Annotated in this window: 23 protein-coding genes and 1 pseudogene; 19 read left to right on the top strand and 5 right to left on the bottom strand. The window is 62.3% G+C overall.

The window, feature by feature from the left end; genetic code table 11:
- The first annotated feature begins 88 nt into the window (after positions 1-88).
- Entirely contained in the window at positions 89-1315 is a 1227-nt protein-coding gene (locus SO156_RS32795; protein WP_498537652.1) for an MFS transporter, read from the top strand.
- Positions 1316-1693: 378 nt separating this feature from the next.
- Here SO156_RS32795 and SO156_RS32790 read toward each other — a convergent pair whose 3' ends face one another.
- From SO156_RS32790 to SO156_RS32775, 4 genes are all read right to left on the bottom strand, one after another.
- Positions 1694-2722 (bottom strand): ABC transporter permease, encoded by a 1029-nt coding sequence (locus SO156_RS32790; protein WP_458147286.1) that lies wholly within the window; start codon positions 2720-2722, stop codon positions 1694-1696.
- 12 nt (positions 2723-2734) lie between these two features.
- Positions 2735-4237: a sugar ABC transporter ATP-binding protein gene (locus SO156_RS32785; RefSeq protein WP_498537651.1), complete on the bottom strand. Its 1503-nt coding sequence runs from the start codon at positions 4235-4237 to the stop codon at positions 2735-2737.
- A 7-nt stretch (positions 4238-4244) separates the two neighbouring features.
- Entirely contained in the window at positions 4245-5267 is a 1023-nt protein-coding gene (locus SO156_RS32780; RefSeq protein ID WP_458147284.1) for a sugar ABC transporter substrate-binding protein, read from the bottom strand.
- Positions 5268-5407: 140 nt separating this feature from the next.
- Positions 5408-5569: a hypothetical protein gene (locus SO156_RS32775; protein WP_498537650.1), complete on the bottom strand. Its 162-nt coding sequence runs from the start codon at positions 5567-5569 to the stop codon at positions 5408-5410.
- A 31-nt stretch (positions 5570-5600) separates the two neighbouring features.
- Here SO156_RS32775 and SO156_RS32770 point away from each other — a divergent pair, with 31 nt between their 5' ends.
- From SO156_RS32770 to SO156_RS32705, 14 genes and pseudogenes are all read left to right on the top strand, one after another.
- Complete coding sequence (locus tag SO156_RS32770) at positions 5601-5723, top strand: hypothetical protein (protein ID WP_458147282.1); 123 nt, start codon at positions 5601-5603, stop codon at positions 5721-5723.
- A 550-nt stretch (positions 5724-6273) separates the two neighbouring features.
- Positions 6274-6639 (top strand): DUF2946 family protein, encoded by a 366-nt coding sequence (locus tag SO156_RS32765; protein ID WP_498537649.1) that lies wholly within the window; start codon positions 6274-6276, stop codon positions 6637-6639.
- A gap of 55 nt (positions 6640-6694) precedes the next feature.
- Complete coding sequence (locus SO156_RS32760; RefSeq protein ID WP_498537648.1) at positions 6695-7696, top strand: hypothetical protein; 1002 nt, start codon at positions 6695-6697, stop codon at positions 7694-7696.
- Positions 7697-7699: 3 nt separating this feature from the next.
- The gene (locus tag SO156_RS32755; protein WP_498537647.1) at positions 7700-8056 is read left to right on the top strand and encodes a copper resistance CopC family protein; all 357 of its coding nucleotides are present in this window, start codon (positions 7700-7702) and stop codon (positions 8054-8056) included.
- A gap of 41 nt (positions 8057-8097) precedes the next feature.
- Complete coding sequence (gene copD, locus SO156_RS32750) at positions 8098-9003, top strand: copper homeostasis membrane protein CopD (RefSeq protein WP_498537646.1); 906 nt, start codon at positions 8098-8100, stop codon at positions 9001-9003.
- A 77-nt stretch (positions 9004-9080) separates the two neighbouring features.
- Positions 9081-9467 (top strand): DUF2946 family protein, encoded by a 387-nt coding sequence (locus SO156_RS32745; protein WP_498537645.1) that lies wholly within the window; start codon positions 9081-9083, stop codon positions 9465-9467.
- A gap of 86 nt (positions 9468-9553) precedes the next feature.
- The gene (locus SO156_RS32740; protein ID WP_498537644.1) at positions 9554-12013 is read left to right on the top strand and encodes a TonB-dependent receptor; all 2460 of its coding nucleotides are present in this window, start codon (positions 9554-9556) and stop codon (positions 12011-12013) included.
- A 40-nt stretch (positions 12014-12053) separates the two neighbouring features.
- Complete coding sequence (locus SO156_RS32735; protein ID WP_498537643.1) at positions 12054-12584, top strand: copper chaperone PCu(A)C; 531 nt, start codon at positions 12054-12056, stop codon at positions 12582-12584.
- Between the two features lie 107 nt (positions 12585-12691).
- Positions 12692-13468 (top strand): DJ-1/PfpI family protein, encoded by a 777-nt coding sequence (locus SO156_RS32730; RefSeq protein WP_498537642.1) that lies wholly within the window; start codon positions 12692-12694, stop codon positions 13466-13468.
- A 15-nt stretch (positions 13469-13483) separates the two neighbouring features.
- Entirely contained in the window at positions 13484-14011 is a 528-nt protein-coding gene (locus SO156_RS32725) for a YcnI family copper-binding membrane protein (RefSeq protein WP_458147273.1), read from the top strand.
- Positions 14011-15503 (top strand): annotated as a pseudogene (locus tag SO156_RS32720) (copper resistance CopC/CopD family protein). Before SO156_RS32725 ends, SO156_RS32720 begins: the two are co-directional and overlap by 1 nt.
- 175 nt (positions 15504-15678) lie before the next feature.
- Positions 15679-16998, top strand: a complete 1320-nt coding sequence (gene proS / locus SO156_RS32715; protein ID WP_498537641.1) for a proline--tRNA ligase — start codon at positions 15679-15681, stop codon at positions 16996-16998.
- 73 nt (positions 16999-17071) lie between these two features.
- Entirely contained in the window at positions 17072-18352 is a 1281-nt protein-coding gene (locus SO156_RS32710; protein WP_458147270.1) for a lipoprotein-releasing ABC transporter permease subunit, read from the top strand.
- Positions 18353-18356: 4 nt separating this feature from the next.
- The gene (locus SO156_RS32705) at positions 18357-19058 is read left to right on the top strand and encodes an ABC transporter ATP-binding protein (protein ID WP_458147325.1); all 702 of its coding nucleotides are present in this window, start codon (positions 18357-18359) and stop codon (positions 19056-19058) included.
- A 128-nt stretch (positions 19059-19186) separates the two neighbouring features.
- On the opposite strand, the gene SO156_RS32700 is transcribed toward SO156_RS32705, so the two are convergent.
- Positions 19187-20266 (bottom strand): alcohol dehydrogenase catalytic domain-containing protein, encoded by a 1080-nt coding sequence (locus tag SO156_RS32700; RefSeq protein WP_498537640.1) that lies wholly within the window; start codon positions 20264-20266, stop codon positions 19187-19189.
- Positions 20267-20379: 113 nt separating this feature from the next.
- Here SO156_RS32700 and SO156_RS32695 point away from each other — a divergent pair, with 113 nt between their 5' ends.
- The 4 genes from SO156_RS32695 (at position 20380) to SO156_RS32680 (ending at position 25992) form a co-directional block, all read left to right on the top strand.
- Positions 20380-21153 carry a helix-turn-helix transcriptional regulator gene (locus SO156_RS32695; protein ID WP_498537639.1) on the top strand — a complete coding sequence of 258 codons (774 nt, stop codon included), beginning with the start codon at positions 20380-20382 and terminating at the stop codon, positions 21151-21153.
- 187 nt (positions 21154-21340) lie between these two features.
- Positions 21341-22309, top strand: a complete 969-nt coding sequence (locus SO156_RS32690) for an ABC transporter substrate-binding protein (RefSeq protein WP_498537638.1) — start codon at positions 21341-21343, stop codon at positions 22307-22309.
- Between the two features lie 705 nt (positions 22310-23014).
- Positions 23015-24805 carry a copper-containing nitrite reductase gene (nirK, locus tag SO156_RS32685; protein ID WP_498537637.1) on the top strand — a complete coding sequence of 597 codons (1791 nt, stop codon included), beginning with the start codon at positions 23015-23017 and terminating at the stop codon, positions 24803-24805.
- Positions 24806-25266: 461 nt separating this feature from the next.
- A complete protein-coding gene (locus SO156_RS32680; protein ID WP_458147265.1) occupies positions 25267-25992 on the top strand; it encodes an outer membrane protein in 726 nt (241 codons plus the stop codon).
- Positions 25993-26428: the final 436 nt, after the last annotated feature.

Genomic DNA, 26428 nt, shown 5'->3' with positions numbered 1-26428 from the left:
ATCGGCGAGGTAGCTTGTTGCTCCGATGCGAGGAAGAGCGTTCTGACGCATTCTCTCGCGATGGCGCTCCAATGGCTTGAGCTGGCACATGTTGGCGGCGTTCAAAGAGTATCCGGCTTTCATCCGAGCCAATCTACGTTTGCTCCTATTCGGATGTATTTTGATCGGCCTATCTAGTTTCGGGCAGACGTACATTATCGCTTTGTTCGCACCACAGTTTCGAGACACATTTGGGATTACTGATGGTGAGTTTGCCGTAGATTTCGCGCTTGTGACGTTCCTGAGTGCCGCAACATTGCCGGTGCTTGGATCCTTGCTCACGCCTCATAATGAGCGCAGATTTACCCTGGCATCAGCGGCCCTGCTCGCTGGCGCAGCCGTTGCAATCGCGATCAGCCCGAATATTCCGATTTTCCTCTTTAGCTTGTATCTCGCGCGACTTGGCGGGCAGGGTTTGCTTGTCCACGTTTCACTCACTATTCCGGCACTAAGACTACCGGCGGCCAGCGCAAAGGCAGTCGGAGCGGTACTCATGGGGCTGTCGGTGGCTCAATCGGCACTTCCGAGTATGATCGTTGGCAGCATCCTTATGTTTGGATGGAGACCGACCTGGGCGATAGTCGCGTGTTGTGTCTTCGCAGGAGGCATCTTGGCTGTACTACTGCTCCCGGACGAAAATCACGCGAGCAAGTACAAGGAACTTCACGGCCATGCCGTTAAGCTATCCTGCGTCGGTCCAACTGATTGGAAAGCGTTTTTTCTTCTGCCTGCATTGTTCGCAGAGTCCTTCATAGTGTCTGCACTGATATTCCATCAAGCTCGCTTGGCAGCAGACATGAATTGGCCTCTGGAATGGGTCGCGGCGTGCTTCATCGTATTCTCAGCTATTCAGATATTGACAACGATTGTCGCCGGGCCGGTTGTTGATCGCTTGGGTCCGCTGAAGATCCTACCGTTCTTGCTTATCCCTCAAGTTATGGCACTGGCACTGGTTTGTTTGTTCTCTTCCTTGTGGGTCGTTCCGTTCTATCTCGGTTTTACGGCAATATCGGCAGGTCTGGACTTCAACCTGCAAACGCCTGCACTGTCCACGTTATTTGGCGTTGAGCGTTTAGCTCACTCAAAGGCGCGCTTTGACGGAACGCGGATCATACTAACGGGGCTTGGCCCTACGCTTATGGGCGTTCTTCTGGATTTTGGTGTATCGATGCAAACGCAAATCGCTTGGCTAATGCCATTCCTATGCATGTCTTCGTTTCTCGCCTTGGCGTTTCGCAGTCGTGGGGCAGTGGCTGCTCGTCCCCTCGTGGGGTAACGAAGGTGCGTGGATCGCGTTCATCCTGTATTTCAGGGCCGTGGAGCGATCTTGGCCGGGGCTAGCCTACAAGATAGGCCCAGTTACGTGAGCATGAGGACGTGCACGGGGGCCTTTGGCAGCGCCTGCCCATGTTGCTCAAATTGGAGGTCGTCGTCGGATTTTGCGAGCGGACGAAGTTTGCGGATGTGCGCAACCCTGAACTCATTGCTTCCCGGCTTCCCGTGAAATGTGGTCATCGGCGCCATTATGGAATTTTGCCACTGATTTGCCCGACGCGTCAAGCGATTTCGTAAAACGCGAAATCAACCCCAGCCGTCATCGGCTACTTTGCATGGGGTTGTTTTCGACATTTTGAAGTGAGGGCTATCGCGCCGGCTAATCCGCCGCCTTCTCACGCAACCGCTGTGCATAGACGTTGATGATCAGCGCCGCCAGCAGGATCAGGCCGCGGATCAGGATCTTCAGGAAGCTGTCGATGTTGACGTGGTCGAGGCCGTTGTTGAGCACGCCCAGCACGAACAGGCCGACGATGGTGTTGCCGATGCCGCCGCGGCCGCCGAACAGGCTGGTGCCGCCGACCACGACGGCAGCGATGGAGTCGAGCAAATAGGTGTCGAACTCGTTCTGCTGCGCGCTGCCGAAATGGGCGACGCCGAGCATGCCGCCGATCCCTGCGCAGACCGCCGAGATGACCATCACGACGCCGAGGATCAGCTTGACGTTGAGGCCGGAATATTCGGCCGCCTCGCGGTTTCCGCCGACCATGTAGACGTAGCGCCCGAAGCGCGTGTAGGTCAGCACGAGATGGCCTGCGAGCAGCATCACCGCGGCGACGATCACGATCCAGGGAATGCCGCCGATCGAGCCGGAACCGAGGGTGGCGATCAGATCAGGCACCTTGTAGGCGATCTGGCCGCGCACCAGCAGCGCGGAGATGCCGGCCGCGATCTGCATCATCGCAAGCGTCATGATGAAGGAGGGGATGCCGATCACGGTCAGCCCCAGCGCGTTGACGAACCCGAGAGCCGCGCAGAGCAGCAGCGAGAGCAGGATTGCGGCGGCGCCGGGGAGGGGGACGTTGGCGATGTTGACGTAGGATTCCTGCATAGTGAAATAGGCGACCGCAATGCCCGTCACGTTGGCGATGCTGGCGATCGAGAGGTCGATCTCGGCGCAGAGGATCACGAAGGTGAGGCCGACGGCGATCACGCCGGTCACCGAGACCTGCGTGAGGATGTTGCCGAGATTGTCCAGCGTGGCGAAGGAGGGGCTTGCGAAGGCGAAGAACAGGCTGAGGAAGATCAGCGTCAGGAACGGCGCGATGTTGCGCATCTGCGAGCGCAGGAAGGAGCCGAGACCACGGGGCCGGCGGGCCGCTCCGGAAACTGCTTCACTGCTCGCCATTGGGCTTCTCCGTCACGCCGCCTCCAAAAGGCGGTCTTTGCTGACCGGTTCGTTCTTGAATTCGCGCACCACTGCGCCGCGCTTGAGCACGAGAATGCGGTCGGCCAGGGACAGCACCGTCTCCGGCTCCGTCGACAGCACGATGATGGCAAGGCCCTTGGCGCGGAGGTCGCGCACGATGTTGATGACGTCATTCTTGGCGCCGACATCCATGCCGCGGGTCGGCTCGCACAGCACGAGCAGACGAGGCGGATAGGTCAGCCATTTCGCCAGCGCCACCTTCTGCTGATTGCCGCCGGACAGCATGCCGAGGTCGAGGCCGACCACGGGCGGCCTGATCTGCAGCTGCTCGACCTGGCGCTGAGCGATGTCGCGCTCCTGCGCCGGTTTGAGCAGCATGGCCGAAATGCGATCCAAAATGCTGATCGAGATGTTCTTGTAGACCGGCTCCTGGTGGAACAGCATGGCGCGCCGGCTCTCCGGGACGAGCGCCACGCCCGCACGTCGCGCGGCCGCGGTCGAGGCAAAGGACTTTGGCGCGCCGTCGACGATGAGCGCGCCGCTGTCAGGCTTGAGCTTGCCGAACAGGATGCGCGACAGCTCCTGCTGTCCACAGCCCATGAAGCCGTAAATGCCCAGCACCTCGCCGGAACGTGCCTCGAACGAGATGTCCTGGAGGCTGCGTGCAAGCGACAACTGGTCGACCTTCAGGACGACCGAGCCACCGTTGGCGGCGGGCAGCATGAGGTCGTCGGTGTAGCTGTGCTCGAGCGCTTCGCCGCCGCGGCCGATCATCGCCTCGATCAGGGCGCCCTTGGTGGTTGCGTGAGCCGCTGTCTCGGCGACCTTTCGTCCGTTGCGGAACACGGTCACCGTATCGGAGACGCGCAAAATGTCCTCGATGAAATGCGAGATGAAGACGATGCCCGTGCCCTCGTCGCGCAGGCGGCGCAGCGTCGCGAACAGGCGCTCGACCTCGGGTGGGGAGAGGGCGGAGGTCGGCTCGTCCAGGATGACGATGCGCGCGCCTGAGAACAGCACGCGGGCGATCTCGATGAGCTGCTGCAGGCCGATTGGAAGATCGCCGAGCCGTGTCATCGGATCGACGTCGATGCCGAAGCGGGCGAGCTGCTCGCCGGCCTCGCGCGCCATGCGCCGCCATTGCACCAGTCCAAGCCGGTTGGTCGGCTGGTTGCCGAGGAAAACGTTCTCGGCGACCGTCAGGTCGGGCGCGACGCTGAGCTCTTGATGTACCATGGCGATGCCGGTCGCATGCGCATCGCGGGCCGAGCGGAACCGGGTCTCCACGCCGTCCAGCAGGAAGCGGCCCGAGAATTCCGGGTGCACGCCGGCGATGATCTTCATCAGCGTGCTTTTTCCGGCGCCGTTCTCGCCGACGAGACCATGGATCTCGCCGGCGTACAGCGCGAAGTCTACACCACGAAGTGCTTCGACGCCGCCAAAGCTCTTCGTGATGCCCTGCAGTTCCAGGATCGGCGAACGGCCTTCAGGCATGGAGGAATCAGATCAGGAAGTGATCCTCCATCCACTGCATGCCGGCGGCGTTCGCCTTGGTCACGACCGGGCCATCCGTCACCACGCTCTTCGGAATGCCCTGGCCGCTCTTCTCGCCGCCGACGACCGCGGCAACCCCGGCGATGATGGCGCCGCCATGGATGCGGCAGGAGGGATTGCGAACGGTTGCGTACATGCGCCCTTCGCTCACCGCCTGGATCGCGGGTGGCATGGCGTCGACGCCACCGATCAGGATGTTGGTACGGTTGTGCGCCTTCATGATGTTGGCGGCCGCGAGCGCCATGTCGTCATTGTGGAAGAAGGCCGCATCGATCTGCGGGTATTTCGTCAGATAGGTCTCCCATAGGCGCGCAGTCTTGGAGACGTCCCAATCGGCCGGCTGGGTGTCGAGCACCTCGATGTTGGGAAACTGCTTGACGACCGAGTTGAAACCCTTCGCACGCCCTTGCGCGCCGGTGTGGCCGAGGGCTCCTTGCGTCATGATGATCTTGCCCTTGCCGCCCATGGCGTTGCACAGCGCCTGGGTCACCGAGGCGCCCATGAATTCGTTGTCAGGGGCGAGGAAGGAATGCACATTGATCTGATCCAGCGGCGCGATCAGCGTGTCCATGTCGATGACGGGCGTGCCGGCATCGATCATCTTTTGCACGGGCTGGGTGAGGGTGCCGATGCCGAAGGCCTGGATCGCCACGAAGTCCCACTTCTGCGAGGCCATGTTGTCGATGGCCGCGCGTTGCTTCACCGCGTCGAGCTGACCATCGAACCAGGTCACATCGACATTGAACAGCTTGCCCCAGAATTCCGCAGCCTGCTTGCCCTGCGCACACCAGGTGGCCTGCAGGCCTGCATTGGAGAATGCCGCCTTCAACGGCTTCTCCGAACGTCCCATCTCGGCTGCAAGTGCAGGGTTGATCCCCATGCCGCCGAGGATGGCCGCCGCGGCGCCGGCGGTCGTTGCCGCCTGAAGAAGATCGCGCCTGGTTGTCGAGAAATCTTTCGTCTCGGACATCGCTCGCTCCCATGATTTTATCGTTGGCAGCGTCATTGTTTGCGCTACCAAGACAGGCAGTGTCTCACAATCGACGAGTTCACGCTACCCGTTCTGCAATCGCGACAGTGACGCAGCGCCTTGGTGCAACGCAAAGAGAGTTAGGTAGGAATGCTGGCAAGGCCCGCGGCCGCACAGAGTGGTTTCTTCCGGGCCTCATCCGTATCAGGGGACCGTTCGTCGCCCGGCAGTTCACGCAGCACATCACGGATCACGCGAAAGAACTTGATGAACAACTCTCGTGGTGTGCCGTAGGCGGTCATGCGAGGATGACTCGCGCTGGACCATGCGGACATGTCCGCGACGCTCGCCAGCGAAATCGAGGATCGCCTCGATCGTGAGCGCGCGCACCGCCCCGCCGTTTTTGCGAAACATCGCCTGCGTCCCGGGATACTCGGCAAACAGGCGCTGATATAGGTTGGTGTCAGATCGTCGCAGCCCTGCAAGCTCGAAGCTTCTCTCGATCAAGTTGCTGGGGCGTTCATCCGCGTTGGGTGTCCACACAAAAAAAGAGAGCGGGGCCCTAGCCCCGCTCAAAAATTGTGTCGACCCTATTATCCCCGATATCTGAGATTTGATCTTGATTGAACGGGGCGACGCTGCGTTTTGCGCGCCAGGGGCTCCTCCCGAGACTTGGACCACCAGACTTCGACCTCGCGGCCAGCCTGAGCAAAGAGATGCTAGATCAACTTTTCTCACTTGTCATCATTTTCGGCAACGATTGTTCAAAATTCGAGCAGTTAACGAAATGATCGGGCTTTTTCTTCCTAAGCATATGACAAATATAAGAAATCTGTGGATATGCGGTTGCCCCGCATCTGCCTCAAATGCCGGATCGTCAGCCTTCGGCCTGGCGCGCTGACCACAGTTTTCGAGATATTTGTGATCGCCCAAGCAGACGGCTGAAGTGACCTCGACTCGTACTCGGTGCGGTGTTTAGTTGCTAGCCGAACGAATGGTTCGGCGAATGCGCGCGCGGCTGCAAAAATACCTGCCCCTGGTCCTGCTCGCTCTCGCGATGCAGGTGCTGGCGCCGGTTGCTGCCTGCTGGGCCGCGGGATTTGCGGTCGCCGATCCGCTTCAGAATGCGGTGATCTGCCACAGCACCGATGCATCAGGTGCAGGCGCGGACGGTCAGGCCGGTGCGCAGACAGGCAGTTGTTCGATCTGCTGCCTGGCGCAGGTCAATGCGTCGCTTGATTCGCCGCAGGCTACCTTCGCGAATCCGTTCTGGCTCGTTGAACCTGTGGTGTGGCATGAGCAGACTGCCCCCGCGGCCCCATCGCACGGCGGATCCAACGCCCGCGCACGAGCGCCTCCGCAATTGACGTGAGCCTGGCGGCCAACCGGTCGCCGAATTCGCACGTCAGCATCGCGGAGGTTCTCAAATGTCCATGTGTCATACGCGTGCGAGCCTTCTGGGGCTCGTCCTCGCGCTCGTCCCTCATTCGGGAAGCGTTGCCCACGAGATCGTTGGCAACCGCTTCTTTCCGGCAACGCTCGGGATCGATGATCCCGGCGTAAACGACGAACTATCGCTTCCCACGGTCGACAGCTTCAAAACCGGCGACATTCCGCCCGTTCGGCAGCGGGACGTGTCCGGCGAATTTTCCAAGCGGATCACCGAGGATTTCGCGATCTCGTTTGGGACAACCTACACCTTTCTCGGCCCGATCGATCCAACAGCACCCGGAGCCAACGGATTTCAGAACCTGGAGACCACCTTCAAGTATCGGGTTTTCAAAGACCCCGTGCATGAGTTCGTGATGTCGGTCGGCCTTAGCGTCGAATGGGGCGGTACCGGTGCGGCGAATGTCGGCGCCGATCCCTTCAACGCCTACACGCCGACCATCTATTTCGGCAAAGGCTTTGGCGATCTGCCGGACACACTGTCGTGGCTGAGGCCGGTGGCGATCACGGGCCAGGTCGGCTACGCGATCCCGGCCCGGAATTTCACAACTACGTTCGGAATAGATCCGGATACGGGCGCGCTGACGGCCGATACCGAATTCAATCCGCGCGTGCTGAACTGGGGTGGAACCATCCAATACAGCATGCCCTATCTGAAATCTGCCGTGATGGATCTCGGCCTGCCGGATTTCGTAAATCACCTGATCCCTTTGGTGGAAGCAACCTTGCAGACCCCAGTGGCGAACACGCTGACCTCAGGGACAACGACGACAGGGACCATCAATCCGGGGGTTATCTGGGTCGGCAATCAGTTTCAGGTCGGCTTGGAGGCGCTGATTCCCATCAACCGGCAAAGCGGGACCAATGTGGGCGTGATCGCTCAGCTGCACATGTATCTCGACGACATCGATCCGCGCGGTATCGGCAAGCCGCTGTTCGGCGGCCCGGTCCAACCCGCCAGCCCCTTCCCGAGGAATTGACCGATGCGGCACTTATCTCTGGTTTCAATCGTCCCGCTGCTTGTTCTGTTCTCGACCGGCGAAGCGACCGCCCACGCGTTTCTCGACCATGCCGAGCCGCGTGTCGGCAACAAGGTGGCAAGCCCCCCGCACGAGGTGACGCTCTGGTTTACCCAGAAACTGGAGGCCGCGTTCAGCTCGATAAGCGTCACGGGTCCCTCCGGCCAGCGCGTCGACGCAGGCAAGGCGCGCGTCAGTGGCAACCAGATGTCGGTCCCGCTGAAGTCGGGAGGGACCGGCACGTACCGTGTGAACTGGCGCGTGCTGTCCGTGGACACCCACACGACGGACGGCAGCTTCACCTTCCAGGTCGGTCCATGAAGGCCTGACCGCCGATGGACTGGTCAGCAGCAGAAGCGCCGTTGGTCGCAACTCGCGCCGTGCACTTCGCGGCAACCGCGATCACGGTTGGAGACGTGATATTTCGGACCGTCATCGTTGCGCCGGTCGTGCGCTCGGAGGGGACTGCGGCTGGGTCGTTCGGTGCTCCCACCTCATGGGTCTCGTGGCTCGGTCTTGCCTTCGCGGTGATCTCCGGCGCGATCTGGCTGATGCTTCAGGCCGCCTCGATGAGCGGGATGCCGCTCGATGAGGCAATGTCCGCAGATGTGTTGTCGACGGTGATCAACGAAACGCAGTTCGGCCAGGTGACGATGCTTCGAGCAGGATTTGCGATCTGTCTCGCGGCTTGCCTCGTCTATGATCGCGTGGCGATCGCGCGATGGGGTGGATTTGCCGCCGCGCTCGCATTCGCCGCAAGTCTTGCCTGGTGTGGCCATGCCGGCTCGATCGCCGGCGAGGCAGGGTACCTGCATCTTGCCGCGGATACGCTGCATCTGGCGGCCAGCGCGGCCTGGATCGGTGGCTTGGCGTCATTAATCCTGTTCCTGGTCGCGGCCTGCCGAAAGAAGGCGATTTCGCTCACCCGTGACGTCGTGGGCCGATTCTCGATCATGGGCATGGTCAGCGTGGCAATGCTGCTGCTCACGGGATTCATCAACGCCGCCATCCTAGTGGGCTCGGTTCACGCGCTGGTCGTCACCGAGTATGGACGGCTGCTGCTGCTCAAGCTTGTCCTGTTCACGTTTATGCTGGTGCTCGCCCTGGTCAACCGGCTGGTGCTGACTCCGCGGCTTGCTCCAGCCGGGCGCGGCGCGTTGCGCTGGCTTACGCGAACCAGCATCGTCGAGCTTGCTCTTGGCCTTGCCATTCTCGGCATTGTCGGGAGGCTTGGCACAATGCATCCCGCGATACACTTGGTGAATTGAATGGTTGTTCTGCGTCAATCGCGTGAAAGAGCGATCTCGACTCCATGGCGAATGGCGTCTAGTTAGTAAGCGAACGAATGGTTCGGCGGATGCGGGCGCGGCTGCACAAATATTTACCCCTGGTCCTGATCGCATTGGCGATGCAGGTGCTGGCGCCGATTGCCGCCTGCTGGGCAGCCGGCGTTGCGGTCGCCGATCCGCTTCAGAGCGCCGTGATCTGCCATGCCAACGGCGGTTCAGGTGCAGGCATTGACGACCGGACCGGTGCACTCGGCTCACATGCAGGCGCTTGCTCGCTCTGCTGCCTGGCACAGGCGAGCGCATCTCTCGATGCGCCGCAGACCGTCTTTGCGACATCTTTACGATCTGCCGAATGTGTGGTGTGGCACGACGGGGCAGATCGTGTCGCCGTGCCTCGCGGCGGCTCCAACGCGCAGGCACGCGCACCACCTCGATTTTCCTGACGACACTCCTGTGATCGCCGCGGCGCGTCCGCCGGTGGCTGATGCTGTCGATTGGCCGGAGAGAAAGCCGGCGTCAGGACATTTCCATGTTACTTCGCCATGCCCGCTGTGGCGTGAGTGTCGTTGCCGTCCAGGCCGCGCTGCTTACGTCGATAGGCGGAGCCGCTGCCCAGAGCAGCGAAAACGCATTGCCGCCGGTGACGGTCGATGCGCCAATTGCGGCACCACATAAGCCGCCCAAGCCGGCCGTCCAATCCGCGGCAGCGCGAAACCGGAGCGCGAATCCTGCAAGCCCTGTGGAAGGGCCGCCTGCGGCCGTCGCCACCAGCGGGCAGGGCACCGCTCGCGCCTCGCTGGAGACCCCGCCGGCCGTGGCGCGCTATCAGCTTCCGCAAACCTCGTTCAGCATCACTGCCAAGGAGATCGATGAGACGATCAACCTCAAAGACCCCGAGGATGCCGTCAAATACATGCCGAGCCTGTTCGTGCGGAAACGGCACGACGGCGACAACCAGGCGGTGCTGGCGACGCGAAGCTGGGGGCTCAATTCCAGCGCGCGCACGCTGATCTATTACGACGATCTCCTGATTTCGGCGCTGATCGGAAACAACAACTCGGGCGCCTCGCCGAAGTGGAATCTGATCGTGCCGGAGGCGATCGGCCGGGTCGACTATCTCAACGGTCCGTTCGCCGCGGCCTATCCCGGCAACTCGATCGGCGGCGTGCTGCTGATCACGTCGAAGATGCCGGACAAGCCGTTTGCGACAGCCAAGGAAACGGTCTCGGTGATGCCTTGGAGCCAGTACGGTACCATGAGCACCTACCTCACCAGCCAGACCAGTGCGGCTGCAGGCAATCGCGACGGTGCGCTTTCATGGCTCATCAGCGCGAACTATCGTGACAGCTATCAGCAGCCGCTGAGCTATGTGACGAATGGCTCGGTCCCGGCCAGGACGACAGGCACCTTCATCGCACCGAGCCGGACCGGCGGTGTGGCCGATGTCGTCGGCGCCGGCGCGGTGGCGCACTCGCAGCAGACGTCGGGGAATGTCAGGCTCGCCTACGACCTGACCCCGCTGGTGCAGGCGACCTATTCGTTCGCGGTCTGGAACAATCACCAGACCTCGGAGCCGCAGGCCTATCTGCGATCGACCGTGACGGGCCAGCCGACATTTGCGGGCCTCTCGGGATTTGCTCCCAACAAATACACCTGGGACGAGCTTCATGTGAGCAACGCCATCTCGCTCCGGAGCGATACCAAGGGCGTCTTCGATTTTGAGCTTTCGGCATCGAGCTACAATTACCTTCAGGATACTCTTCTCAACCCGTACACCGTCGTCGCGTCGCCCGGGCTCGGCTACTCGCTGAACGGCAAGGTAACGCGCATGGACGGCACCAACTGGCAGAACGCCGATGCCAAGGGCATCTGGCGTCCCGACGGGATCGACGGTTCGCATGAGGTGAGCTTCGGCGTTCACGGCGACCGCTACAGGCTCGAGAACCCTGTCTTTGCCTCCACGGTTTGGTATGCGGCTCCCTCGACGGGGAACGGGCTGCTCTACTCAACGGGTGTCGGCGAGACGCGAACCGAGGCGCTCTGGGTTCATGACGCCTGGAAGATCACACCGAACGTCAAGCTGACTCTCGGCGGACGATTGGAGAGTTGGCAGGCCCTCGATGGCCTCAACGTCAACACGACGGCGACGGGCGCCGGTGCCATCACGTCGGTGACGACCACGCAACAGCCGTCGCTATCGTCGACCAACTTCTCGCCGAAGGTCTCGCTCTCGTATGACCCCAACAAGGATTGGAACATCACTGCGAATTTCGGCGAGGCGTATCGCTACCCGACGGTGACGGAGCTTTATCAGAACATTTCCGTCAGCAACATCACTTACCTTGCCAATCCGCTGCTCGCGCCCGAGCAGGATTTCACCGGCGAACTCAATCTCGAACGACGTTGGCAGGACGGCCGGATCAGGTTCACGGTCTTCGGCGAACGCACGAACAACGCGCTGATCTCGCAGACGACCACCGTGACTGACGTGTCCGGAAACCAGTCGTTTCAGACGGCGGTCAGCAACGTCGCCGCTATCCGCATGCGAGGCGTCGAATTGTCGGCCGACAAGGACAACCTCCTGATCAGCGGCCTGCAGCTCTTTGGCAGCGTCACTTACGTCGATTCCAGGATCATTTCGGATCCAACCTGGGCAGGAGCGACCACTGTCATCGGCAAACGCGTGCCCTATGTTCCGGACTCGCGCGCGAAAGTCGGCGTCAGCTATCGTCAGAACGAGAGCTGGGTCTACACCGTTGCCGCGCGCTACACCGGCAAGCAGTATGCGACCCTCGACAATACCGACGTCGTTCCCCACGTGTACCAGGCGTTCGATCCGTTCTTCGTCGTCGACATGAAAATCCACTACAATGCGACGAAGAATTTCTCGTTCGATTTCGGCATCGATAATCTCTTCAACTACCAGTACTTCCTGTTCCATCCGTTTCCGGGACGAACCTTCGTTCTTGCCGGCAAGTACGCGTTCTGACGGGTGGGATGGCGCAACGATGAAAAGAAAGGCTAGCCACATGAACAAGCTCTCACGCATCCTCGCGCTTGCAGCGCTCTCGGCATTGGCGTTCGGCACACCCGGCCGCGCCGACGACGTCAAGGCCGGCGACCTCGTCATCACGCAGGCCTGGAGCAGGGCCACGCCAGGCGGAGCAAAGGTCGCCGGCGGCTATCTGACGATCGAGAACAAGGGGAGTGCGCCGGATAGGCTGATCAGCGTCTCGGCCGAGATCGCCGGCAAAATCGAGGTCCACGAGATGGCGATGGACAACGGCGTGATGAAAATGCGCCCGCTCGACAAGGGTCTCGCGATCGAGCCGGGAAAGACCGTGAAGCTGGCGCCGGGCGGCTATCATCTGATGATGCAGGAGCTGAAGGGGCCGCTCAAGCAGGGCGACAAGGTCCCGGTCACGCTTCAGTTCGAGAAGGCCGGCAAGATAGCCGTCACCCTCGATGTCCAGGCCGTCGGCGCGCCAGCACCGGGTGGCGAGCATGGCGGACGCATGGATATGCAGAAATCGCCGGATCACTCAGGGATGAAGATGTAAGGGTGTGGTGTTTATCAAACCATTGAGCCTTTCCGCTTCTGCGGCACGCGGATCAAGTCGATCTCGTCTCGCCCGTCCTCGTTCGCTGACGTTTTTGGAGCAAGTGCATGGATCGAAGGGAATTCAACACGACGTTGGCGGCCGCGTCCTTGCTCAACCTCGTCGCGCCGGCCGCGCTTGCGCAGCCGGCGTCGCCCGCTCGCCCGCGCGTGGGCCTGTTGATCTATTCCGACATGATCCTGCTTGATCTGGCCGGCCCGCTCACCGTGTTCAGCATCATGCAGGCGGAGGTCCACCTGATTGGCAAAACCGAGCAGCCGGTCACGACCGATGTCCGCTTGCCCGTTGCGCCGACGGTAAGCTTCCAGAACGCGCCGAAGATGTTCGACGTGTTGTTCGTGCCCGGAGGCCTGAAGGGAACGGTCGCTGCGATGCAGGACCGTGAGACCGTCGAATTCCTCAAGCAGCAGGGTGAAGCCGCGCGCCTCGTCGCAAGCGTGTGTACTGGCTCGCTCCTGCTTGGCGCTGCGGGTCTGCTCAGGGGTTATCAGGCCACTTCGCACTGGTACGTTCGCGATCTGCTGGCGCATATGGGCGCGGTCGTACGCAGGGATCGCGTGGTCGAGGATCGCAACCGGGTGACAGGTGCCGGCGTGACGGCTGGCATCGACTTTGCGCTCGCGATCGCGGCGCAGCTTGCGGGCGAGGAGGCTGCGCGGCGAATCCAGCTGGTGATCGAGTACGATCCTAAGCCGCCCTTCGATTCCGGATCGCCTGAGCATGCCGGTCCTGCGCTGGTGAGCGACGTCTTGAAGCGGCGGCAGGACCTCATTCGTGAAGCGGAAGCCGCGGCAAAGGCGGCTGGCGCTGCAATGAATCTGTGAGCAAGTGAGGCTCCAATGCGAAAAGGTTTGATTTACGCCACCACGATGGCGGCATGCGCGCTGGCGGGCTCGTCCGCAAGCGCGCATATCTCGCTGGAGACCAAGCAGGCGACTGTCGGCGCGTCCTACAAGGCCGTGTTTGCCGTGCCGCATGGCTGTGCCGGCTCGCCGACGGTGAAGATCCGCGTGCAGATCCCTGAAGGCGTCATCGCCGTGAAGCCGATGCCAAAGGCTGGCTGGAGCGTCGACGTCGTCGAGGGCAAGTACGCGGGCGAATACGACTATCACGGCAACAAGGTCTCTTCCGGGCCTAAGGAAGTGGTGTGGTCGGGCGGCAAGTTACCGGATCACAACTATGATGAGTTCGTGATCAGCACATTTCTCACCGAAAGCCTGAAGCCGAACACGACGCTGTATTTTCCAGTCGTGCAGGAGTGCGAGAAGGGCGTCAGCCGCTGGATCGAGATCCCTGCGGAGGGGGCGGCCAATTCGCATGAGGGCAAATCGCCCGCGCCCGGCCTGAAGCTGCTGCCAAAGCCCTGATGCGCGTCCTCGCCGCGCTCGCGACGCTGCTGCTCTGCATCGGGTTTGCGACCGGTGCGTGGGCGCATGCGGCGCTGGTCTCCGTCGAGCCGGCCAATGGCAGCATCATTGCGAGCGCGCCGAAGAGTGTCGAGCTGCGCTTCAACGAGGCGGTGAGGCCTGGCGCGATTCGGCTGATCGACGGGACCGGAAAGGCGCGCGAGGAGGCGCGCGTCAGCGCATCCGGTGAGACCATTTCGATCGCGGTGCCGCAGGATCTGCCGCAAGGCACTTCGGTCGTCAGCTATCGCGTGATCTCGCAGGACGGCCATCCCGTCGCGGGATCGGTCATCTTCTCGATCGGCGCGCCATCCGCGACGCAAGTCCCCGCGGCTGCCGATGGCGGCGTGAACGCACTGATCTGGCTGACGCGGCTAGGGCTCTATCTCGGGCTCTTCGCGGGCGTCGGCGGCGTGTTCTTTGCGGTCTGGATCGCGCGGTCGGCGAATGGAATGCTTCTGCCGCGTGCGGCGCTTGTCGTAGGCGTGCTGAGCGCGATCGCCTCGTTGCATTCACGACGAGTGCCGGCCCCGCGCTTCTGATCGCGACGGCCGCGATGCTGGTTGCTGGCATCGCGCTGCGCGGAGGGCAGGGCGCGCGGGTTCTTTCGGCCATCGCGCTCGCCGGCGTCGGCCTGTCGCTCGCCTGCACCGGCCACGCCGCGACTGCACCGCCGGAGGCGCTGACCCGGCCGGGGGTCTTCCTTCACGGCCTCGGCATCGCGTTCTGGACCGGCGCCCTGGCGCCGCTGGCCGTCCTTGTGTCGAGACCGACCACCGCCACATTGCCGATCTTGAACCGGTTCTCCCGCGTTGCCGTGCCTGTTGTGGCCATCCTGGCGCTGACGGGCCTGACGCTGGCGAGCATTCAGCTTGAGAGCTTTACTGCCCTGGTCGAGACCAGGTACGGCGTCATCCTTTCGATCAAGCTCGCGCTGGTCGCCGCGCTGCTGGCGCTCGCCGCACTGAATCGCTTTCGCTTGACGCCGGCACTGGCCAAGAGCCTCAAGGCAGCCCCTGCTCTCAGGCGCTCGATCATAGCCGAATGCGTGCTTGCGCTTGCCATCTTCGCCCTCGTCGCCGGTTGGCGCTTTACGCCGCCGCCGCGCACGATTGTCCCGGAGACGCCGCTGGCGATCCATATCCACGGCGAGAAGGCGATGTTCCAGGTCCTCGTGTCGCCCGGCAAAACCGGCACCGACGACTTTGTCCTCCAGCTCATGACCGGGGAGGCGACGCCTCTCCAGGCGAAGGAGGCGACGCTGACGCTGAGCCTGCCGGAGCGCGGCATCGAGCCGATCGAATACGCCGCCGAGCTCGGCACCGACGGCTACTGGCACGTGCGCAAGGTCGAGCTGCCATTCGCCGGCCGCTGGCATGTGCGCATCGACGCGCTGGTGACCGATTTCGAGAAGATCACGCTCGAGGACGAGCTCGAGGTCCCGCCGCGCTGAAGGCCTCGCCTCCGGGTTCCGAAACGGCGCAAGGTCATCTTCATGCGGGACCTCAAGGAAACAGAAAAATGACAGGAATTTCGTCGCGTTAGCGCGTTTTCCTCATTCCCGGCCTTGTGTTTTCGCTCCCAATCCGGTTTCACTGCAACCCCTCACTGATTCTTCGAGTGTATCCATGCGGTTGTCGCGGTTCTTTCTGCCCATCCTGAAAGAAAATCCGAAAGAGGCGGAGATCGTCTCGCATCGCCTGATGCTGCGCGCAGGCATGATCAGGCAGGAGGCCGCCGGCATCTATGCCTGGCTGCCGCTCGGCTTCCGCGTGCTGAAGAAGATCGAGCAGATCGTGCGCGAGGAGCAGGATCGCTCCGGCGCGATCGAGGTGTTGATGCCGACCTTGCAGCTTGCCGATCTCTGGCGCGAGAGCGGCCGCTATGATGCCTATGGTCCGGAGATGCTGCGCATCGCCGACCGCCACAAGCGCGAGCTCCTGTACGGGCCGACCAACGAGGAAATGATCACCGAGATCTTCCGCGCCTATGTGAAGTCCTACAAGAACCTGCCGCTCAATCTCTATCATATTCAATGGAAGTTCCGCGACGAGCAACGTCCTCGCTTCGGCGTGATGCGCGGCCGCGAATTCCTGATGAAGGATGCCTATTCCTTCGATCTCAACGAGGCGGCCGCGCGCGTCGCCTACAACAAGATGTTCGTCGCGTATTTGCGCACCTTCGCACGGATGGGGCTGAAGGCGATCCCGATGCGTGCCGAGACCGGCCCGATCGGCGGCGATCTCAGTCACGAATTCATCGTGCTCGCCGAGACCGGCGAGTCCGGCGTTTTCATCAATCGCGACGTGCTCGATCTGCCGGTGCCTGGTGAGGACGTCGACTACGAGAGTGATCTTACGCCGATCATCAAGCAGTGGACCTCGGTCTATGCCGCGACCGAAGACGTGCACGACACCGCGCGCTTCGAGCAGGAGGTGCCCGAAGCCAAGCGGCTTAATACCCGCGGCATCGAGGTCGGCCAGATCTTCTATTTCGGCACCAAATATTCCGAGCCGATGAAGGCGATGGTGGCGGGGCCCGACGGCGTCGACGTGCCGATCCACGGCGGCTCCTACGGCGTCGGCGTCTCGCGCCTCGTCGGTGCCATCATCGAGGCCTGCCATGACGAGGCCGGCATCAAATGGCCGGAAGCGGTGGCGCCGTTCCGCGCCGTCGTGCTCAACCTCAAGCAGGGCGATACCGCCGTGGATGCGGCCTGCGAAAAGCTCTATGCCGAACTCCAGGCCAAGGGCGTCGACGTGCTCTATGACGACACCGACCAGCGCGCCGGCGCCAAATTCGCTGCCGCCGACCTGATCGGCATCCCCTGGCAGATCATGATCGGGCCGAAGGGGCTCGCCGACGGCAAGGTCGAGATCAAGCGGCGCGCCGACGGCTCGCGCGAGACCATGTCGCCGGCCGAGGCGGTCGCTCGCCTGATCGGCTGAATATTATCCACCGCACGATTGCGGGGCAGGCAATCCGGCCACAATTGACCCCGAATCATGGGATTATCGAGCGATGGATGAGACCATGACCGAGTCTGTGCAAACCGCGCCCTTCGCGCCATTCGAATGGATGTTATCGGCGCGTTACCTGCGGGCGCGTCGCAAGGAAGGATTCATCTCGGTCATCGCCGGGTTCTCCTTCCTCGGCATCATGCTTGGCGTCGCCACGCTGATCATCGTCATGGCCGTCATGAACGGCTTCCGGAAAGAGCTGCTCGACAAGATCCTCGGCCTCAACGGCCATATCCTGGTGCAGCCGCTGGAATCGCCGCTGACCGACTGGAAGGACGTCGCCGAGCGCATCAGCATGGTCGACGGCGTGCGGCTCGCCGCGCCCGTGGTCGACGGCCAGGCGCTAGCCTCCTCGCCGTTCAATGCCTCCGGCGTGCTGGTGCGCGGCATTCGCGCCGATGACCTGAACAACCTCACTTCGATCGCCAAGAACATCAAGCAGGGCTCGATCGAGAACTTTGACGAAGGGCAGGGCGTTGCGATCGGCCGGCGGCTCGCGGATCAATTGTCGCTGCATGCCGGCGACAGCGTCACCCTGGTGGCGCCGAAGGGCGCGGTCACGCCGATGGGCACGACGCCGCGGATCAAGCCGTACAAGATCGTCGCGGTGTTCGAGATCGGCATGTCCGAATATGACGCCGGCTTCGTCTTCATGCCGCTCCCCGAGGCGCAGGCCTATTTCAACCGCAACAACGACGTCACCGCGATCGAGGTGTTCACCACCAATCCCGATCGCATAGACGCGTTTCGCAAGTCGGTAACGGAGGCAGCTGGTCGGCCGGTGTTCCTGGTCGACTGGCGACAGCGCAACTCGACCTTCTTCAACGCGCTCCAGGTCGAGCGCAACGTGATGTTCCTGATCCTCACCATGATCGTGCTGGTGGCTGCGCTCAACATCGTCTCCGGCCTGATCATGCTGGTGAAGGACAAGGGCAGCGACATCGCGATCCTGCGCACGATGGGCGCCTCGCAAGGGTCGATCATGCGGATCTTCCTGATCACGGGCGCCTCGATCGGCGTGGTCGGCACGCTCGTCGGCTTCTTCGTTGGGCTCGTCATCTGCCTCAATATCGAATCGATCCGGCAGTTCCTGTCATGGCTCACCAGCACGGAACTGTTCTCGCCGGAGCTCTATTTCCTGTCGCGCCTGCCAGCCGAGATCGACGTCGGCGAGACCACGGCGGTCGTGATCATGGCCCTGACGCTGTCGTTCCTTGCGACGCTCTACCCGTCCTGGCGCGCCGCGCGTCTCGATCCCGTCGAAGCGCTCCGGTACGAGTGAGGGGCTGATGGAGCAGGGGGCGGAAGATGTGCCAGTCATTTATCTCCACGAGATAAAGCGGCAGTACGTGCAGGGTGAGAACGTGCTGACCATCCTGGACGGCGCCAAGCTCGCGCTGTGGCCTGGACAGTCGGTGGCGCTGGTGGCGCCGTCGGGCTCGGGCAAGTCGACGCTGCTGCACATCGCGGGCCTGCTGGAGGCGCCCGACTCCGGCGAGGTCTATGTCGGGGGCTCCCCGACCTCGCAACTGCCCGACATCGAGCGCACACAGCTTCGCCGCACCGAGATCGGCTTCGTCTACCAGTCGCACCGGCTGCTGCCGGAGTTCTCGGCACTGGAGAACGTCATGCTGCCGCAGATGATCCGCGGCCTGAAGCGATCCGAGAGCGTCAAGCGCGCCAAGGACATCCTGTCCTATCTCGGGCTCGGCGACCGCATCACCCATCGCCCGGCTGAGCTGTCTGGCGGCGAGCAGCAGCGCGTCGCGATCGCCCGCGCGGTCGCCAATGCACCGCGGGTACTGTTCGCGGACGAGCCGACCGGCAACCTCGATCCTGGCACCGCCGAACACGTGTTCCAGGCCCTGATGCAGCTCGTGAAGGCGACCCAGGTCTCGATGCTGATCGCGACCCACAACATGGAGCTCGCCGGCCGCATGGACCGGCGGGTGTCGCTTTCCAACGGCCAGGTGGTCGAGCTCGACTAGAATCTCGAAAACAACCCCATGCAAAGTAGCCGCTGACCGCCGGCGTTCGCTTTTCGCATTTTACGAAATCAATTGACGCGTCGGGCAAATCACCGGCAAGATGCCATTCTCGCAGCATGTGGGATGGGTTACGGCCGGATGACCGTCATCTTGAACGGACCGGCATGGGCCGCGGCGTGCGCGACCGCCTCGTTGGCGCGGTCGAGATCGAACGACGTCGTCTCGTAGTGATCGAGGCGCAAGAGCCCGGCGCGCACGAGCGCGATCAGGCGGACCGCCGCATCCGGCGGATACATCCAGACGCCGTGGATGGTGACGCAATTGCGCATGATCCAGGGGTAGGGCAGCTCCAGCCCGGGTCCACCGGCCATGCCGACGCCGCCCATCAACACGACGCGGCCATAGGCACGCACCGTCATGATCGCCGCGCGCACTACCGTGGGACTGACCGAGGGCGGCATGATGTCGAACACGCAATCGATCGGCCCGGGCGCTGCGCGCTCCATCTGCTCGCGGTCGTCGCTCTCGTTGCCGCTGAGCTTTACGGGTCTGACGCGCGGGCCATAGCGCCGCACGAGATCGGCGAGGATGTTTTCGTTGCGCCCTGGCGCCACGACACAAGCCGCGCCCATGGCGAGTGCCACGGCCACGGCGGCGCTGCCGAAATTCCCGGTGGCGCCGCTGACCAGTACGGTCTCGCCGGGCTTGAGGTCGGCCGCGAGGAAGCCGCCATAGGGCACGAGCATGGTGCCAAGTGCGCACCATTGCGTGGCCTCGACGGAGGTGATCTCGCCGAGCCGCTTCACGTTCTCCGTCGGCACCCTCATCTGCTCGGCGAACGAGCCGTGACGAAAATGCCTTTGCAGCTTCATGCCGCCTTCGTCACGTGCGCTCAGGGCTTGTAGCGTTATGTCGGGCGAGATCGCGTCGTCGCGCGAGCGAACGGTCGGATCGCAGAACACCCAGTCGCCCGCGGCGAGTTTCGTTGCATCCGGTCCGATGGCGCGGACACGGCCGATACCGCCGGGGCCGGGGATCACGGGCAGATCGAGCGCGTAGTTGCGCGCGCCGCTGAAGACCTCGTTCAGATACGGCAGCACGCGGGTGGCGACGACGTCGACGATGACCTCGCCGGTGCCGAGCACGGGAGCGGGAACCTCCTCGATGACGAGCGGTGTTCCCAGGGATTTGAGGATGGCGGCTTTCATGATTGTTCACCTCGCATTCGAGCTGAACAGAATATGCCTGCCTTGGAAGGCACATGAAGGCCTGGTATTATCCTAGTATTGTGGAGGCCCTGCATAACAGGCGGAGTGAGATCATGGCCGATCCCCGACGTGTCGAATTCGGCGATTTCCTGCGCTCGCGCCGCGAGAAGCTGACGCCGAAATCCGTCGGCCTTCCGTTGGGCCAAAGGCGGCGCACGGCGGGGCTGCGGCGCGAGGAGGTGGCGCAGCTCGCAGGCATCGGTGTCGACTGGTACATCCGCCTCGAGCAGGGCCGCACCGTGAGCCCGTCGGTCACCACGATCGATGCGCTGGCCCGCGCGCTGCGCCTCAGCAAGACCGAGCACGCGCATCTGAAGGCACTGGCGCGCGACGGCGAGAAGCGCCCGTTCGTGCGTGAGGTCGTGCCGCCGCCGATCTTGCGGCTGATCGAGAGCTTGAAGCAGCCGGCCTACATCACCGGGCGACGCTGGGACGTGCTCGCCTGGAACGATGCCGCCGAGGAGGTTTTTGCGTTCGGGCGGCTTCGTGAGGAGGATCGCAACACGCTGCTCCTCATGATGACCAGCAAGCAGACGCGAAAGTCTTACGGTACGAGCTGGGCGGACGTGGCCAAGGGCATGGTGGCGATGTTTCGCGCCACCCACGACGTCTGGGCAGGCGATCCCGCATTCGCCGAATTGCTTGCGCGGCTGCGGCAGGGCAGTCCGGAATTCGTCAAATGGTGGGAAGCGCACGAGATCCGCAGCACCGCCTCGGGCCGCAAGACAATGTCTCACCCCACAAAGGGCGTGCTCCATTTCGAGCACACGAGCTTTCAGGCCAATGACGATCCCGCGTTGAAGCTCGTCATCTACACGCCGGTCTAGGGCGTAAGGTCTCCAGGGCCAAGCATCGGCCCTCTGAAGGCTGCACGGAACTGTTGCGATCAGTCAGAGCGATGACGCTTTCGCCCCAGTTCGGACAGCGGGTGCCTGAATTTACGACAGAACCGTCATGTGAACGAAATGTGAAATGCTTTAGGCTGTGTCTTATGAGTTTCAACGGGGAAGGGTTATGAAGCGGCGCGAATTTATCGTGGCCCTCGCCGGCATGGCCATTACCCGATCCTCGGGGGTTCGCGCACAGCAAGCACCGGGGCAGCCGCGGATCGGCTGGCTGTCGATCGGGAACAGCCGAATTGAGGATGCGTTTCGCGATGGGCTGCGCGACTTCGGCTATGTCGAGGGACAGAACCTCTTCGTCGAATATCGGGGCCCGGCCAAAAAGCCTGGCCAGTTGGACGGATTTGCCGCCGAATTGATCGCTCTCAAAGTCGACGTCATTGTAGCCAACAGCTCGCAAACAACACGCGCGGCCTTCAACCAAACAAAGACGATTCCAATCGTCACGATGAGTACCAATCCGGTTGGCCTCGGATTTGTTGCAAGTCTCGCCAAGCCCGGCGGCAATGTCACCGGCGTCAGCCTGCTCGGTCCGGAGGTCAGCGGCAAGCGCCTCCAATTCCTCAAGCAAGCAGTCCCGGGCATCACCAGAGTTGCAGTGATCTGGAACCCCGACGATCCAGCGGCGCATTTCTCAGTCGAAGAATCGCGGACCGCTGCCACAGGATTGGGGTTCAATCTTCAAGTCCTGGAAGCGCGCAATGCCGATGCCATCGATGGTGCATTGGAGACTGCAGCGAATGCGCAGGCAGAGGCCGTTGTCCTCCTGCCGACTCCACTTTTTGATGGACTCTCCAACCAGATTGCCCGTGTCGCGATGCAGAGACGATTGCCGACACTCTTCTTCGACAAGGAAGCCGTAAAAGGCGGGATGTTGATGTCGTATGGTGCCGATATCCTGGTTGCCAGTCGACGCCAGGCCTATTTTGTCGATCGCATCCTCAAGGGGACAAAGCCGGCCGATCTACCGGTCGAGCAGCCGGCCAAATTTGTACTTGCGATCAATCAAAAGACAGCCAAGGCGCTCGGACTGAATGTGCCGGAAAGTTTGCTGGTCAGCGCCGATGAACTGATCGAATAGCTGGTGCCTCATTTCGAGCACACGAGCTTTCAGGCCAATGACGATCCCGCGTTGAAGCTCGTCATCTACACGCCGGTCTAGGGCGTAGGGGCAACGGCCAAGTGTGAAAGCCGAGCGGACACGTTGCAATCGGTCGGAGCGACCCTGCGCCGTTGATTTAGATCAAACGAGACCGATGCGTTGCAGCGATACTTCCGACGAGCGCCGGACAAAGCAGCAGGTTTCAGGATGTGGGAACAAATTCGCGCCGTCTGGCGGGCATCGTCTGTTTTCATTGTCGGGCTGGCCGTGATTTTGGGCGGGATCTATCTGGTCGGACGCCTGTCTTCATCGACGAACCCGCCGCCTGCCGCAGCCCCCACTTCGGATCAAGCCGCCTCGTCGGATCAAGGTCGCAATCGGGGCCAACCTGCCGTGGCCTCGACCGAGACGCCGTCGCCACAAGGCGCCAGCGCGAAGCAGCCTGCGCAGCAGCTCGCTCAATCGGGCAAGGCGCCTGCTCAGCCGCCGGCCGATCAGAACAATCCCGCGCCGCCCCCAAAGCCATCCGCGAACGCAGCCGCGCCATCTCCGGCCGCCGCTGCCTCGCCTTCCGCCGATAACCAAATGGCGGCGAACCCCCCGTCGCCAGGCGCAGCGCCATCACAGCCAGTCACCCCATCACCATCCGCTCATGACCATATGGCACAGGGCAACAGGCCGCAGGTGAGCGCAACGACCGGACAGTCACCTGCGGCGCCCGGCCCCAACGCTCCGCCGCCCGCGTCTAATGCTACAACCGCCACCTCGAATGCCGTGCCGGGTGGCGGCGATGCTACGGCAGGCCGTCTGGTTTTCCGGAAGTGCCAGGCCTGCCATTCCATCGAGCCCGGCAAGAACATGCTCGGCCCGTCGCTGGCCGGCGTCATCGGCCGCAAGGCCGGCACGGAAGCCGGTTACAACTATTCGCCCGCGATGAAATCGGCCGATATCGTGTGGAGTGCGCAGACGCTCGACCAATACCTGACCGACCCGGCGAAGGTCGTGCCGGGCAACAAGATGCCATTTCCTGGCCTTAAGACCGATCATGACCGGGCCGACGTGATCGCGTATCTCGCAGGCGGCGCGCAGCCCGCAGCCACCGCGCAGCAACCTTCGCAGGCTGCGGCGTCGCCCACGCCACAGCCGGCCCAGACGCAGGCGGCGCAAGGCGCACCCGGCACCGACATCACTTACATTCCCGACGCGCGATACACGCTGCATTCGGGGATTGCGGATGGGCGTATGGTCTTTATCGGCGAGGGTGGCGCGATCGACGGCAAGGTCAATCCGGTCCTGACCGCCGTTGAGGGACAGGTGGTTCAACTCACTCTGATCAATGGCGAAGGGGCGCAGCACGATATCGCCTTTCCCGACCAGAACACCACCTCGCCACGCGTTACCGGAAAGGGCGCAAGCACGACGATCGCATTCCGCGCCGATAAGTCCGGGGACTTCGTTTATTTTTGCAGCGTGCCCGGCCATCGGCAAGCCGGCATGGAAGGTCAGTTCCTCGTCACCCCGCGCCCGCCGCCTCAGACGGTGGTGGAAGCCGATATCTCGCGCGAGCCCACTGACGTGCCGCCGCCGGTCGGCAAACGCGATCCGCAAACCGTGCGTGTCGACCTCTTGAGCGTCGAGCTCGAAGGCCGGCTCGCGGAAGGAACGACGTTCGGCTACTGGACCTTCAACGGCAAGGTGCCGGGCCCGATGATCCGGGTGCGTGTCGGCGACACCATCGACATTCATCTGAAGAATTCCGCCGACAGCTCGATGATCCATTCAGTCGATTTCCACGCCGCGACGGGCCCGGGTGGCGGCGCAGCGGTACTTCAGGTCGATCCCGGCCAGGAGAAATCAATGACGTGGAAGGCGCTGGTGCCAGGCCTCTATGTCTACCACTGCGCCACTCCAATGGTCGCCGAGCATATTGCAAACGGCATGTACGGCATGATCCTTGTGGAGCCCGAGAGCGGCATGGCGCGAGTGGATCGCGAGTTCTACATCATGCAGGGGGAAATCTATTCCGACATGCCCTATGGCCAGCGGGGAAGCGCAGAGTTCAGCGTGGAGAAGCTTCTGAACGAACGTCCGGAATACTTCGTCTTCAATGGCTCAGTCGGAGCGCTGTCTCGTCTCCACCCCTTGCAGGGAAAGGTCGGCGAAACCGTGCGCGTTTTTTTCGGTGTCGGCGGGCCGAACTATACATCGTCATTCCACGTCATCGGGACGATCTTCGACAGAGTCTACACGGCTGGCGGACTTCAAAGCCCGCCGCTTGAGGGAATTCAGACGGTCACCGTGGCGCCGGGCGGAGCGGCTATCACTGAATTTAGGGCACAGGTGCCGGGCAACTACACGCTGGTGGATCATGCGCTCGCGCGGGTGGAGCGCGGGCTGTCGGGCATCCTGAGCGTCGAAGGTCCCCCCAACCCCGAAATCTTCAACGGCAAGGTGATGCCAGGCATGGGGCACTGACCACGCCCCCGGTGCAGAAATCGAACGAGGGGATCCATCAACCTCAAGATCCCAGAAGGTCCTGGATTCGATGTTTCGCCAAGACTGTTTGGCGCGCTCGCCAATGACGTCGTTCGACCAGAATCACTTCCGGTGTGAGCGAGCGGTGTGAACGAGCCGCATTGTGGAACAGCGCTGGCGCAATTGTGGCATCAATGCGGTGACAAAAAGTTGGCGCGCCACACTCGCGTTCACACCAAGATGTGAACGCTTTTTCTGTGAACAGAGAGACGCGATTAACACTGGAACGACTGTAAAAATAGCACCCAAACGACTTTCAGGCGGGCGTGGGAAACATTCATTTACCTAGCAGGTCCTTTCGATAGGACTGTTGCGTTGCGGTTACAGCAATTCCTTCGATCGCTGTTATGAGGTGCCCATGGCCCGGGGGCCCTTACGAAGAAACTGGAACGGGAATTCAAATGAAGAAGACTGTGTTGCTTGCTGCTGCGAGCCTTGTCGCGATCAGCGCGGCTGCGCCGGCGGTGGCTGCTGACCTCGCTGCGCGTCCTTACACGAAGGCGCCGCCCGCGATGGTCGCCGCGATCTACGACTGGAGCGGTTTCTACATCGGTATCAACGGCGGTGGCGGTTCGGCTCACACGACCTGGGATTTCGTCGGCACGGGCACTGAAGGTTCGCACAACGCGACCGGCGGCACCGTCGGTGGTCAGGTCGGCTATCGCTGGCAGACCGGCCAGTGGGTGTTCGGCGTGGAAGGTCAGGGCAACTGGGCCGACTTCTCCGGCGACAACGTCAGCCTGCTGTTCGCTGATCGCAACCGCAGCCGCATCGATTCCTTCGGTCTGATCACGGGTCAGGTCGGCTACGCCTGGAACAACGTGCTCGTCTACGTCAAGGGCGGTGCCGCTGTGGTCGGCGACAAGTTCGACGTCTACAGCACCACGACCGGCGCGCTGCTCGCCTCGACCAGCCAGACCCGTTGGGGTGGCACGGTCGGTGCCGGCCTCGAAGTCGGCTTCGCTCCGAACTGGTCGGTTGGCGTCGAGTACAACCACATCTTCCTGCAGGACAAGGACATCACCTTCACGGGTCTCGTGGGTACCGACCGCATCCGTCAGGACGTCGACATGGGTCTCGTCCGCCTGAACTACAAGTTCGGCGGCCCGATCATCGCCAAGTACTGATATCAACTACCGATAAGGTCGCTCCTTCGGAGCGGTCGCGAAAGCCCCGGCCTTGTGCCGGGGCTTTTTTCTTTCAGGAATTCACCGAGTTAACCATTGGGTGCGAAGCCGGGCCGCGACGGCGTTTGCGGCGCTTGACTCTCAGAACAAAAATAGAACAATGTTCTCTCTATGTTCTGGTGAGGGAGCAAGGCCATGTTGAAGATCTTCGTGGAAGAAGCCGCTGCACTGGCGTCGATTACGCTGTTCGTCGGGATGATCGCGATCTGGGCGCAGGTGATTCCGCAGCTTTAGCCAGCGGTTCTGTAAACCGCTGCTCGGCGCCCCGTTGAGAGTTCCTCGCGGGTGGCCTTTGGGGAAAAGCGGGACGACGCGGCCGATCGGCCGCTCCGGCGTGGACTCTGGCGCGGCGACGCCTCACCATTGTGAGGCGAGT

This window comes from Bradyrhizobium sp. UFLA05-125 (genome assembly GCF_059803515.1).
This window is presented reverse-complemented; position numbering and strand designations above follow the sequence as displayed.

What these genes read in the sequence shown, in the direction of transcription:
- SO156_RS32795 (WP_498537652.1), top strand. Translation starts at nt 89, where the DNA reads ATGTTGGCGGCGTTCAAAGAGTATCCGGCTTTCATCCGAGCCAATCTA.
- SO156_RS32790 (WP_458147286.1), bottom strand. Translation starts at nt 2,722, where the DNA reads ATGGCGAGCAGTGAAGCAGTTTCCGGAGCGGCCCGCCGGCCCCGTGGT.
- SO156_RS32785 (WP_498537651.1), bottom strand. Translation starts at nt 4,237, where the DNA reads ATGCCTGAAGGCCGTTCGCCGATCCTGGAACTGCAGGGCATCACGAAG.
- SO156_RS32780 (WP_458147284.1), bottom strand. Translation starts at nt 5,267, where the DNA reads ATGTCCGAGACGAAAGATTTCTCGACAACCAGGCGCGATCTTCTTCAG.
- SO156_RS32775 (WP_498537650.1), bottom strand. Translation starts at nt 5,569, where the DNA reads ATGACCGCCTACGGCACACCACGAGAGTTGTTCATCAAGTTCTTTCGC.
- SO156_RS32770 (WP_458147282.1), top strand. Translation starts at nt 5,601, where the DNA reads ATGTCCGCGACGCTCGCCAGCGAAATCGAGGATCGCCTCGATCGTGAG.
- SO156_RS32765 (WP_498537649.1), top strand. Translation starts at nt 6,274, where the DNA reads ATGCGCGCGCGGCTGCAAAAATACCTGCCCCTGGTCCTGCTCGCTCTC.
- SO156_RS32760 (WP_498537648.1), top strand. Translation starts at nt 6,695, where the DNA reads ATGTCCATGTGTCATACGCGTGCGAGCCTTCTGGGGCTCGTCCTCGCG.
- SO156_RS32755 (WP_498537647.1), top strand. Translation starts at nt 7,700, where the DNA reads ATGCGGCACTTATCTCTGGTTTCAATCGTCCCGCTGCTTGTTCTGTTC.
- SO156_RS32745 (WP_498537645.1), top strand. Translation starts at nt 9,081, where the DNA reads ATGGTTCGGCGGATGCGGGCGCGGCTGCACAAATATTTACCCCTGGTC.
- SO156_RS32740 (WP_498537644.1), top strand. Translation starts at nt 9,554, where the DNA reads ATGTTACTTCGCCATGCCCGCTGTGGCGTGAGTGTCGTTGCCGTCCAG.
- SO156_RS32735 (WP_498537643.1), top strand. Translation starts at nt 12,054, where the DNA reads ATGAACAAGCTCTCACGCATCCTCGCGCTTGCAGCGCTCTCGGCATTG.
- SO156_RS32730 (WP_498537642.1), top strand. Translation starts at nt 12,692, where the DNA reads ATGGATCGAAGGGAATTCAACACGACGTTGGCGGCCGCGTCCTTGCTC.
- SO156_RS32725 (WP_458147273.1), top strand. Translation starts at nt 13,484, where the DNA reads ATGCGAAAAGGTTTGATTTACGCCACCACGATGGCGGCATGCGCGCTG.
- proS (WP_498537641.1), top strand. Translation starts at nt 15,679, where the DNA reads ATGCGGTTGTCGCGGTTCTTTCTGCCCATCCTGAAAGAAAATCCGAAA.
- SO156_RS32710 (WP_458147270.1), top strand. Translation starts at nt 17,072, where the DNA reads ATGGATGAGACCATGACCGAGTCTGTGCAAACCGCGCCCTTCGCGCCA.
- SO156_RS32700 (WP_498537640.1), bottom strand. Translation starts at nt 20,266, where the DNA reads ATGAAAGCCGCCATCCTCAAATCCCTGGGAACACCGCTCGTCATCGAG.
- SO156_RS32695 (WP_498537639.1), top strand. Translation starts at nt 20,380, where the DNA reads ATGGCCGATCCCCGACGTGTCGAATTCGGCGATTTCCTGCGCTCGCGC.
- SO156_RS32690 (WP_498537638.1), top strand. Translation starts at nt 21,341, where the DNA reads ATGAAGCGGCGCGAATTTATCGTGGCCCTCGCCGGCATGGCCATTACC.
- SO156_RS32680 (WP_458147265.1), top strand. Translation starts at nt 25,267, where the DNA reads ATGAAGAAGACTGTGTTGCTTGCTGCTGCGAGCCTTGTCGCGATCAGC.